This window comes from Enterococcus olivae (assembly GCF_053760925.1).
Window position 1 is genome coordinate 43,719 of the sequence record NZ_JBSMVT010000021.1, and the last position, 11,094, is coordinate 54,812.

Consider the following 11,094-nt stretch of genomic DNA (forward strand, 5'->3'; position numbering starts at 1 on the left):
GTATAGTAATTTTAGAGGAAGTGAAAGAGAATTCTATTTAGCCTCTTGGATTTTTTATTTAAATAAGTGGTCTAATAATAAAGGGAACGTACGTTCGAATCTTAAGTTGAAATTTGTTAAAATAAACCTATCAAAAAAATGCGAGACCGAGACAGCCAAAAAGCAGCTGATCAATACTTTTAGAGAGTTTCTTCAGGTCGTATTAGATTACTATCAATAAGGAATGATAAAAAATGAATCTTAAGACAATAGTAACACCTGCTAATCGTGAAGAATTAAGAAATTGGTTATCAACAAATGCAACCTCTAGCAAAGAATGTTGGGTTGTCATAAATAAAGACAATTTGAACTATTTAGATATCGTAGAAGAAGCTCTTTGTTTTGGTTGGATCGATAGTACCAAGAAAAAAATATCTGAGACAGAGACGGCTCAGCGCATCTCTCCTCGAAGAAAAAACAGCAATTGGACAGAATTGAATAAAGAAAGAGTGAGAAGGTTAAGGACATTGGGATTAATGACTGACCAGGGAGAAAACGTGTTGCCAGACATGGCAATCAGTCGCTTCAAAGTAATAGCTGATATCGAAAGTAAAATAAATAGTCATCCTGAGATAAAACAGAATTACGAGGCTTTTCCCGAACTCTACAAACGAATCAGAATCGATACCATTCAGAGTTACTATAAGGATAAAAACATTTATGATAGAAGACTAAAAAAGTTTTTAGAGAACACGGAAAAAGGCATTATGTATGGTGCTTGGCATGACAACGGTCGGTTACTTAACGACGATTGAGTCGTTTTCAAGCTTCAAAGTCTCAGTAACCAATAAAATTGGCACTGAGACTAATTCACATTGAATTCTCAGCACGGGGACAACGCAAGCTTCTCTCTCCGTTACGCTAGAGAGTTCTTTTACAGTTAGCGTAACGAAATAATATGGTAGCACAGTCACCTTGTTGAATAGCCTGAGGGGGCTGGTCGCTTGAGCTAGTCTCAGCCAATCTTGACAGAAGCAGACTTCCTTATGCAGTGAAGAGAAATGCAACTACAAATTTTAAAATCGGAATTTTCAGATTTTTTCAATAAAAGGATTGACAATTTTCTGTGGAGAGAGTAAAGTAGGAAACAACTTAAAAAAAGACATCGAAAAGAAGAGTAGCATGGTCGGTTATTTTGCAGAGAGTCTCTGGTAGGTGAGAAGAGACAGTAAAGGCATGTGAAACACATCTTGGAGTCGATTTTCTGAAGCTTGAAGTAGGAAAGTCCGGGTAGCCCGTTACAGCCATGGTTATTGATAGATAACTTTCTGAGGTTTGTTCTGTGAGGAACAAACGAAAAAAAGGTGGAACCACGTATTTTACGTCCTTTAGTCTTTGTGACTAGAGGACTTTTTTATTTTCTTTTTGAGTTCCGTATCAAGAACCAGCAGAGATCTTTTTCTGTGAAGAGAAGATAAAATGAGGTGGAACCACGTGATCAGCGTCCTCTTGGGTTAAATAGCCGAGGACTGACCAGGTGGTTTTTCTAATGATAAAAAGATTTTAAGGAGGAAAAATAATGGAACTACTTATTTCAGTTTTCCCGCAATTATTTAAAGGGACAATCGTTACCTTTCAGTTGTTTGCATTCACATTGGTTGGTTCGATCCCGCTAGGTATTTTACTAGCATTTATTTTATGCAGCAAATCAAAACTTTTCAAACCAGTGATCCAGCTCTACATTTGGCTGATGCGAGGGACTCCCTTGCTGCTGCAATTGATTTTCGTCTTTTACGGTCTAGCAACTGTCGGAATCGTTTTTGACCGATTTGAAGCAGCAGTCATTGCGTTTATTTTAAACTATGCCGCTTATTTTGCTGAGATTTTTCGTGGAGGGATCCAATCGATTCCGAAGGGGCAATACGAAGCTGCTCAGGTCCTGCGGCTGACCTCTTGGCAAACGATCTCTAAAATCATTATCCCTCAGGTCGGTAAGATCACCTTACCTTCTGTCGGAAATGAAGTGATCAGCTTAGTCAAAGATACTTCATTGATCTATATTCTAGGTTTGTCCGATGTAATGCGTATCGGAAAAATCGCCATGGAACGTGAAGCGACGCTGTTGCCGCTGATTGGTGTCGGCATCATTTATCTGGTAATGACAGGTGTCTTTACTGTCATTTTAAAACAAATTGAAAAACGTTTGAGCTATTACCGTTAGGAGGGAACAGGAATGCTGGAATTAAAAAAAATCACCAAATCATTTGGTGAAAAAAAAGTGATCACAGACTTGGATTTGACGATTCCTGATGGCAGTATTTTGGCAATCGTCGGCCCTTCTGGCGGAGGAAAAACGACCTTGCTGCGCACACTGGCTGGCTTAGAAAGTGTAGACAGCGGAAACTTCTTATTAGATGGACAGGTGTTTGATCCCACCAATTTGAAGGAACAGGAACAAGTCGTTGGAGTGGTTTTCCAAGACTTTCAGCTTTTTCCGCATTTAAGTGTTTTTGAAAACATCACACTAGCACCAAAAATGGTCTTGAAGCAGTCGAAAGAAGCTTACACAGCAAAAGGTCATCAGCTGGCAGAACAATTAGGGTTGTCGGGATTATTGCAACAGTACCCCTATCAGCTATCTGGCGGACAAAAGCAACGGGTGGCAATTGCGCGGGCAATGGCGATGGATCCGAAAGTATTGGCTTACGACGAACCGACCAGTGCACTAGATCCTGCCTTGCGTCAGCAAGTGGAAAGCTTGATCTTGAATTTGAAAAAACAGGGAGTTACGCAGATCGTGGTCACGCATGATCTCGCTTTTGCAAAAAATATAGCGGATGAGCTTTTAGAAGTTTCACCGGTCTAACAGTAGGAGGAAGAAAAATGAAAAAATCAACAGGATTATTGATGGTTGCAGGGTTAACATTATTAGGTGCTTGTGGGACAGGAAATACTGAAGGATCGGGCGATGTCGAAAGTGCAGCGGACAAAGCAGAAGTGATTGTCGGTCTCGATGATACCTTTGTACCAATGGGCTTTCGTGACGATGCAGGGGAGCTGACAGGTTTTGACGTTGACTTGGCTACTGCACTATTTGAATTAACAGATACAGAAGTACAGTTCCAACCGATCGATTGGGCAATGAAAGAAAGCGAACTCGACAACGGCAGTATCGATATGATCTGGAACGGTTATACCGTCACCGCTGAACGTGAGGAAAAAGTGTTGTTCTCAGATACTTATATGAAGAGTTATCAAATTTTGGTAACGAAAAAAGATTCTGGAATCGATAGCTTCGCTGCCATGGATGACAAAATCTTAGGCGTGCAGGAAGGTTCCTCTGGCTACAACGTCTTCAATGAACAACCGGAAGTCTTGAAAGATATCGTTAAAGACAATGAAGCAACGCTATATGCAAGTTTCAATGAAGCGTTTATTGATTTGGAGGCTGGACGTATTGAAGGCCTCTTGATCGACAGTGTTTATGCAGAGTACTACCTGACACAAACAGAAAAAATGGATCAATTCAATTTGATTGACAGTTCTTTTGAAGAAGAAGATTATGCCGTGGGTGTTCGTAAAAACGACGAACAGATGGCCGAAAAAATCAATGTTGGTTTCCAAGAATTGTTGGAAAATGGTACATTTGAAGAGATTTCAGAAGAATGGTTTGGCGAGAATGTCTTTCCTCAATAATAGATAGTGATAGAAAGAGAGTGAACTTTGTGTTCCCTCTCTTTTTTTTGTATAATGAAACAGAATGAAAAGAGGGATGAAATTGGCGCAGAAAAAAAGCCGAACCAAAAAACGAAAAACAAAAAAACAATTACAACAACAAGAAAAATTAACACTGATCGGCATTGGTCTGTTGTTTGCTTTCTTTGCGATCCTGGGCTTGTTCCAACTGGGATTTTTAGGCAATCTGATTGCCAACGGCTTTAGAGTAGTCGGAGGCAACACCTTTTATCTTCTATGCATTGGTCTAGCCATCTATGGTATTTGGCTGGTTATCAAGAACAGCGAAGCGAAAATGACCAATCGAAAGCGAATCATTGGCAGTTTTTTGATCTATAGTGGCGTTCTGATTCTCTGGCATGCTTTTCTGTTTAGCAAAATGCAAGCCAGTAATTCTAGCATTTTGAATACAACCTGGCAACTTCTGTTAAGCGATATCCAAAATAACCAAGTTGCTGAAAATGTTGGTGGTGGAATGTTGGGTGCTTTGTTGTATCAAGGGACCTATTTTCTATCTGCTCAAATTGGTAGCTACATCATTAGTATCGTATTGATTCTGGTGGGAGCATTTCTTGTGAGTCAGATGAGTGCCCAGCAGTTGCTGGAAGGCTTGCATTTGATCAAAGAAAAGCTACAGCAATTGATTGAAGGAGATCCTGAGAAACAAGCACAACGTACAGAACGCCGACAGGCAAAAAAACAAGCCAAGGCTGAGAAAAAAGCAGCTGAACGAGAAGCTATTTTAGCAGAGGTCAGGGAACAGGAAAAAAATCAAGTGCGACCATTATCACCAGGCGAAAAATTGGCACAGGAGGAAGTTCAGGAACTATCAATCGAACCAGAGCAATTGAGCTTCGTTCCGATCGACAGCTTTCAACAGCAAGAGAGAGCTGCTTCAGAACAAACAGCCAGACCAAAGAAAAAATCCGTCGAGTCAGAGCCTGAAGACGGAGAAGAACTGGATTTTGAGATTCCTCAAGAAGTTGAAAACGAAGATTATGAACTACCTCCGTCCAACTTACTGGGTGCAGTTCAACAAACGGATCAAAGCGGCGAATACAAAAAAATCGAGCAGAACATCACGGTGCTTGAAAAAACCTTTGAGAGCTTTGGTGTCGATGCCAAAGTGGTCAAAGCTAGCTTAGGTCCTGCAGTGACAAAATTTGAGATCCAACCAGCGATTGGTGTCAAGGTCAGCAAAGTCGTGGGACTGACCGATGATATTGCGTTAGCATTGGCGGCCAAAGATCTTCGAATGGAGGCGCCGATTCCCGGTAAATCACTGATCGGGATCGAAGTGCCAAACGATGCTGTCAGCATGGTTTCTTTCCGAGAAGTAATCGAAGCGACACCAGCGCATCCGGACAATTTATTGGAAGTGCCATTGGGACGAGATATTTCTGGTCGCGTTCAAACAGCGGATCTAACCAAAATGCCTCACTTGCTGGTTGCTGGTTCGACAGGAAGCGGGAAATCCGTGGCGATCAACGGGATCATCACTAGTATCTTAATGCAGGCAAAACCGCATGAAGTCAAGCTGATGATGGTCGATCCAAAGATGGTCGAGCTGAATGTGTATAATGGGATCCCGCATCTATTGACACCTGTTGTGACAAATCCTCGAAAAGCGGCGCAGGCACTGCAAAAAGTCGTGAAGGAAATGGAAGAGCGTTATGAAAAATTTGCAGCAGCAGGAGCCAGAAACATTACGGGCTATAATGAAATGATCACCAGTCGAAATCGCGAGACCGGTGAAAAAAATCCGATCCTACCCTTTATCGTGGTGATCGTTGATGAGTTGGCAGATTTGATGATGGTCGCCAGCAATGAAGTCGAGGATGCAATCATTCGTCTGGCTCAAATGGCTCGTGCCGCAGGGATCCATATGATTTTGGCAACACAAAGACCAAGTGTGGATGTTATTACCGGAATCATCAAGGCCAATGTTCCTTCACGGATGGCGTTTGCTGTATCGAGTGGGACAGATTCACGGACGATCATTGATTCCAATGGTGCAGAAAAGCTCTTGGGTCGTGGAGATATGCTCTTCTTACCGATGGGTGAAAACAAACCAATTCGTGTGCAGGGCGCCTTTATTTCCGACCAAGATGTGGAAGCAGTAGTCAAATTTGTTACCGATCAGCAGGGAGCAAATTATGAAGAAAAAATGATGGTTTCTGAAGAGGAAGTGTCCTCTGGATCCAGTAGCAGTGAACCACAGGATGAATTGTACGATCAAGCCAAAGAACTAGTGGTTGAGATGCAGACAGCCAGTGTGTCACTCTTACAACGTCGTTTCCGTATCGGTTACAACCGCGCTGCTCGTTTGGTGGATGAACTAGAAGCCAATGGTGTTGTCGGACCTTCAGAAGGCAGCAAGCCTCGGAAGGTATTAGTCGCAGAAACGCTAGAAGAGTTCAATGAAGAAGGCTATCCGGAAGACCTAACGTAATAGGATCATAAGTAGTTGCATCAGTTTTTTTAGCTGTGTTTTGATACACTTATAAAAAAGAAGGACTCGTTATCAATGAGGACGGATGAGTTAGATTGAAGAAAATCCAAAACAGAAAGTGAACATTTCTGTTTTGGATTTTTTTAGGTTACTTCAATCAATGGATTGACCATAAAGATTCTTCTTCTCATAGTCTCAAATGATTTAAATCTATAAGATACGTGCTTTAGCATTTCATAGGTGTATTCTTCGCTGCCATTTTGCCATTTAAAAATGATGGGAAAACAAAACTTATTCCAACTGAAAAGGATTATTACTATATGAAAAGATACAATCCATACTTGTTGGAAGTCTTGAAATAACAACTAAGTGGGAAACAATATCTTAGTGTCTGGACACATGCTGTCTATTGATTGTTATTGAAATGAATGATAGTTTTTGTTACGGTTGAAATGTAGTTGACGCTTACTAAATACAAAACTATATAATGGGTTACTGAAAATCCTTTATTGATAGTTCGCTTAGATTGGACATACACTAGAACAGCTTATATCGCATTGTAGGAAGAGGGGATGTCAGAATTAAGAAGAAAATAGTGGGACTCTGGATAGTCTTCGCCATAATAGTCATGGCTATTCGGCATTATTCCCAAATGACCACTTTTGGTGAGGAACGGGAACTCTTGGAGGAGCAATATGGAGACATTATTCAGTTATTTGTCTATCGAGGGTATGATTTAGAGCAAATTTTTTTTCGAGATGAAGAAGAAATCTCCTAAATTATGAGTGAAGTATCCGACATGAGGCTAAAAGAAAGAGAACCTTATAACAGTGGCGAAAAAATTTATAGGATCGATGCTCGAGGTGATGTAGGTGGTTTTTCGATTGATTTTGATGAAAACAACATGAGGATTGATGGTAAATACTATACTATTATTGGTTCAAATCCCTTTTTAACCGTACTGGATAGACAGACAGACTGGGAGTTGGTTCCTGAATAGAGTAGATAGACTGAATCTATTTGACATCACCTCCGAAGAGTTGCCGAAAATCCAATAATTTAAGAAATTTGAGAATCAGGTGCTTGAGCTGCCAAGTAGCTGATTCTTTTTATATGGTCAAAATAAAAAAAGTCTTATGCTTCCAATAATCGACATGACAAAATTGTTCGTTTGCTGTTATTTTCATCAATGTCTTGTAAGCTACTTTTTTTATATACTGAAACTATCAAAAAATCAAAAGGAGCGTAATCATGTTACAAGTAGAAAAATTACGAAAAGTTTATGGACAAGGAATCCAATATGAAGCATTGAAAGGAATCGACTTCACCGTTAATGATGGCGAGTTTGTTGGGATCATGGGACCTTCTGGGAGTGGGAAAACCACTTTTTTGAATCTTTTGGCAACCATTGATCAGCCAACCAGTGGAAAAATTCTGTTGAATGGTAAGAATCCTAACGAATTGGATCAGGAAAAAATCGCTCAATTTCGTCGGAAGCAGCTGGGGTTTGTTTTTCAATCTTTTAATTTGCTGCCAACCTTGACTGTTGAAGAAAATATCGTCCTGCCATTGACATTGGATGGTGAAAAGGTAGCTGTGATGAAAAAGAAGGTTCGTGATATCGCCCCGCGTTTGGGAATTGAAGGACTGCTGAACAAACGGATTGCAGAGATTTCTGGCGGACAGGCACAGCGGGTTGCTGTGGCTAGAGCGATGGTTCATCAACCGGAGCTCTTACTTGCGGATGAACCGACAGGCAATCTGGATACAAAATCCTCCAAGGATGTCATGGGACTGCTTCAACAATTGAACGAAGCAGAACAGGCGACGATCCTATTGGTCACCCACGATCCTTTGGCAGCAAGCTACTGTCAGCGAATCGTCTTCATTAAAGACGGCGAACTGGTTCATGACATTCGCCGCACAGCGGATCAAAAAGCTTTTTATGAAGAGATTTTAGAAGAGCTAGCTAGAATCGAGGGCGTTGACAATGAATTTTAGACAGTTTGTTGTACGCAATACAATGCGCAACAAGCATCTGTACTTAGCGTATTTTCTCAGTACCTTGTTTTCTGTAATGGTCTTTTTTACCTTTAGTGTCTTTGCCTTCCATCCTAGTTTGAGTGACGGCTTGAATCAGGCTGTTCAAATAGGCATGCTTGGATCGGCTGTCCTGATTTACGGTTTTGCCTTTTTCTTTGTCATGTATTCAATGGGCGTCTTTTTGCAGTCAAGAAAAAAAGAATTTGGTCTGCTGATGATCCAGGGGATGAGTCCCAAGCAGCTACGACGGATGGTCTTCATTGAAAATTTGGTGATCGGCTTTTTTGCGACGATATTTGGCAGTCTATTTGGTGTTGCTTTCTCTCAATTGATTCTCTGGCTTTCCCGAGTGACTTTGGGTATCGACTTTAACTCGTATTTTCCAACGAATTCTTTACTACTGACGGTGCTTTCTTTCAGTATTCTTTTCTTCCTGATCTCTTTCTTCATTCAATTTCGATTGCCAAAATTGAATGTGCAGGAACTGTTGAAAGCAGGAGAATTAGGAAAAGGAAGCTTCAAAGTCTCTGCCATTAAAAGTATCTTGGCTGTATTGTTGATTGGTGGCGGTTATGGGGTCGCTCTTTGGGCAAAAGGGACCGCAGTTGTAGGAGCTTTTTTGCCGGTTGTCTTTATTGTGGTACTGGGAACTAGCTTCCTATTCAATCAATCAAGTCTCTTTATTATTGAGAGAATGAAAAAAAGAGCGAGCTTTTTTTGGAAAAAAACCAATATGGTCGTGCTCTCTGATTTAGCCTTCCGAATGAAAGACAACGCGCGTAGTTTCTTCCTTGTTTCAGTCATCTCTACTGTGACCTTTGCAGCGATCGGTACCTTGTATGGTGTGCAGGAAATCTTTCTAGGTGGTATCGGTGTGACGCCGTATTCTTACTCAGTGATGGGTAATGAGCCTCAGGATATTGCTGCTGTCGATCAGGTGCTAGATAAGCATCATATCGAAGCAGAGAAGGTTTCTTTCACCTACTATACGAATGAACAGCTGCAATACATTACGGAGTCAGAGTTTAACAAAGTGGCGCAGACCTTCGATGAAGAAACGATCAAGACGGATGGCCAAGCGGTTCAACTAAGCTCCGCCCAAGTTTTTGATAACTCACAACAGGTAGCTTCTGTTGAAATCGATGGTCAGACATACCCTGTTGAGGAGATGGTCGAATCGGATCTGTTAGCGGTCTATATGACCACAGTGATTCTACCTGATAGTGTCTCTTCTCGAGGAAACGTGTATCAAGATACTTACTGGAAAGTGACCAAAGGGAGCAAAGAAGCACAGATTGCTGCCGGTCAGGAATTATCTGAACTGGAAACCTATGGTATTCAATCGACAGAGTACTTGAAGGACACGATCATCAAGGGCTATGCACCTATTTTGTTTGTAGGAATCTTTATTGGGATTGTCTTCTTTGTCTCAGCGGGAAGCTTTCTGTACTTCCGTTTATACAGTGACATGGACAATGACATCGAGAAGTTTAAGATGATCTATAAATTAGGTCTATCAAAAAAAGAATTGAAGAAAATGGTCTATCAACAAGTGGGGATTCTCTTCTTTACACCGATCACAGTTTCTTTTGTCCATGGCGCAGTCGCACTCACGGCGATGTATCATTTGTTTGGTCTCGGTATGCAGATAGCTGGCTGGCAGGTCTTAGGTGTATTCTTGATGATTCAATTCATCTATTACCTGATTGCGCGGATTTTCTACTTTAAAAAGGTTTATCGTGGTGTGATTCATTAATAAAAACGCATGGATAGGGATATCTGTGCGTTTTTTTCCTGTTGACAGAAGGAGCTGTGTCTAGAAGAATGATAGAAAATATTGATCACTAACTGCGTTGACTTCTTAGAGACGACCGCTTATGATTTGAACAAATAAAAAATAATCAAGAAGGGGGAAGGATAGGATGAAACGTGTCGTTGTAGGAATTGCAGCCAATGAAGTACGTGATGCAGGAGAAACACTCCATCATATGTCGATCAGCTATACACCAAATGGTTATGTTCGAGGTGTGCAGGAAGCAGGTGGCTTACCAATGGTTCTGCCGATGGATCTACCGGAATTGGCAGAAGAGTATGTCTCTCGAATCGACAAGCTGATACTGGCAGGCGGTCAAGATGTTTCTCCGCGTTATTACAAGCAAACGCAAACCGTCCAAGGTAGCTATCTGGACAAAAGAGACCGTTTTGAACTGGCTCTGATGGACGAAGCATTGAAACAAGGAAAACCGGTGTTTGCTGTTTGTCGCGGGATGCAGCTGATGAATGTTTTTTTCGGAGGCACCTTAAAACAGGAATTGCATTCTTTTACAGAAGTCGTTCATATGCAAGATCCGATTCCTAAAGACCTTCCTTCTCATAGCTTGCTCACCAGTGACTCCAGTGTATTGCGAGAGATTTATGGAAAAACAGGACAAGTAAATTCTTTTCACAATCAAGGGATTCACCAGTTGGCTGGCGGATTTCAGACGAGTGCGACTTGTACGGATGGCTTGATTGAAGCAATCGAAAACCCTAAAGAACGTCTGCTGGGTGTGCAATGGCATCCAGACTTTGCTTTTCGGTCACAGCCAAAGGAAATGGCTGTATTTGATTACGTAGTCAATGCTTTGTAAGTATTTTTAATGTAGCTGAATAATTCATAGCTCAATATTTAATCTATTTTATCGAACGAATAACCTATTTTGAAATAAGGTCAGGTATTTTCTCTAAAAATAATCTGTTTTCAGACTGTATACTCTTAGATAAAGCTTTTTAAAAAACTTTTACCTATTTAAGGGCAGACTGCTCCCTTGAAACAGAATTGGGTAAAAATTTACTCGATAATTAGTTTAAATCCATTTTCTGGATCGCCTTAGGCGCTCGAAAAC

Annotated in this window: 10 protein-coding genes and 1 other annotated feature; all 10 genes read left to right on the forward strand. The window is 41.0% G+C overall.

Annotated features, from left to right (window positions below; genetic code table 11):
- The first annotated feature begins 233 nt into the window (after positions 1-233).
- The 10 genes from ACWODM_RS12305 (at position 234) to ACWODM_RS12350 (ending at position 10,839) form a co-directional block, all read left to right on the forward strand.
- On the forward strand, positions 234-794 hold the full coding sequence (locus tag ACWODM_RS12305; RefSeq protein ID WP_455321667.1) for a YdeI/OmpD-associated family protein: 561 nt from the start codon (positions 234-236) through the stop codon (positions 792-794).
- A 341-nt stretch (positions 795-1,135) separates the two neighbouring features.
- Positions 1,136-1,371, forward strand: a binding site (T-box leader).
- A 187-nt stretch (positions 1,372-1,558) separates the two neighbouring features.
- Positions 1,559-2,200 carry an amino acid ABC transporter permease gene (locus ACWODM_RS12310; protein WP_455321668.1) on the forward strand — a complete coding sequence of 214 codons (642 nt, stop codon included), beginning with the start codon at positions 1,559-1,561 and terminating at the stop codon, positions 2,198-2,200.
- 12 nt (positions 2,201-2,212) lie between these two features.
- Positions 2,213-2,845 (forward strand): amino acid ABC transporter ATP-binding protein, encoded by a 633-nt coding sequence (locus tag ACWODM_RS12315; protein WP_455321669.1) that lies wholly within the window; start codon positions 2,213-2,215, stop codon positions 2,843-2,845.
- 17 nt (positions 2,846-2,862) lie between these two features.
- Positions 2,863-3,675, forward strand: a complete 813-nt coding sequence (locus tag ACWODM_RS12320) for an amino acid ABC transporter substrate-binding protein (RefSeq protein WP_455321670.1) — start codon at positions 2,863-2,865, stop codon at positions 3,673-3,675.
- A gap of 82 nt (positions 3,676-3,757) precedes the next feature.
- Positions 3,758-6,166 (forward strand): DNA translocase FtsK, encoded by a 2,409-nt coding sequence (locus ACWODM_RS12325; RefSeq protein WP_455321671.1) that lies wholly within the window; start codon positions 3,758-3,760, stop codon positions 6,164-6,166.
- A 595-nt stretch (positions 6,167-6,761) separates the two neighbouring features.
- The gene (locus ACWODM_RS12330; RefSeq protein WP_455321672.1) at positions 6,762-6,944 is read left to right on the forward strand and encodes a hypothetical protein; all 183 of its coding nucleotides are present in this window, start codon (positions 6,762-6,764) and stop codon (positions 6,942-6,944) included.
- Between the two features lie 21 nt (positions 6,945-6,965).
- Entirely contained in the window at positions 6,966-7,166 is a 201-nt protein-coding gene (locus tag ACWODM_RS12335) for a hypothetical protein (protein ID WP_455321673.1), read from the forward strand.
- Positions 7,167-7,417: 251 nt separating this feature from the next.
- Positions 7,418-8,167, forward strand: a complete 750-nt coding sequence (locus tag ACWODM_RS12340; protein WP_455321674.1) for an ABC transporter ATP-binding protein — start codon at positions 7,418-7,420, stop codon at positions 8,165-8,167.
- Positions 8,157-9,965, forward strand: a complete 1,809-nt coding sequence (locus ACWODM_RS12345; protein WP_455321675.1) for an FtsX-like permease family protein — start codon at positions 8,157-8,159, stop codon at positions 9,963-9,965. The genes ACWODM_RS12340 and ACWODM_RS12345 overlap by 11 nt, the downstream gene beginning before the upstream one ends.
- A 166-nt stretch (positions 9,966-10,131) precedes the next feature.
- Entirely contained in the window at positions 10,132-10,839 is a 708-nt protein-coding gene (locus ACWODM_RS12350) for a gamma-glutamyl-gamma-aminobutyrate hydrolase family protein (protein WP_455321676.1), read from the forward strand.
- Positions 10,840-11,094 lie beyond the last annotated feature (255 nt).

Coding starts and splice junctions, on each gene's coding strand:
- ACWODM_RS12345 (WP_455321675.1), top strand. CDS start 8,157: ATGAATTTTAGACAGTTTGTTGTACGCAATACAATGCGCAACAAGCAT.
- ACWODM_RS12350 (WP_455321676.1), top strand. CDS start 10,132: ATGAAACGTGTCGTTGTAGGAATTGCAGCCAATGAAGTACGTGATGCA.
- ACWODM_RS12310 (WP_455321668.1), top strand. CDS start 1,559: ATGGAACTACTTATTTCAGTTTTCCCGCAATTATTTAAAGGGACAATC.
- ACWODM_RS12315 (WP_455321669.1), top strand. CDS start 2,213: ATGCTGGAATTAAAAAAAATCACCAAATCATTTGGTGAAAAAAAAGTG.
- ACWODM_RS12305 (WP_455321667.1), top strand. CDS start 234: ATGAATCTTAAGACAATAGTAACACCTGCTAATCGTGAAGAATTAAGA.
- ACWODM_RS12335 (WP_455321673.1), top strand. CDS start 6,966: ATGAGGCTAAAAGAAAGAGAACCTTATAACAGTGGCGAAAAAATTTAT.
- ACWODM_RS12340 (WP_455321674.1), top strand. CDS start 7,418: ATGTTACAAGTAGAAAAATTACGAAAAGTTTATGGACAAGGAATCCAA.
- ACWODM_RS12320 (WP_455321670.1), top strand. CDS start 2,863: ATGAAAAAATCAACAGGATTATTGATGGTTGCAGGGTTAACATTATTA.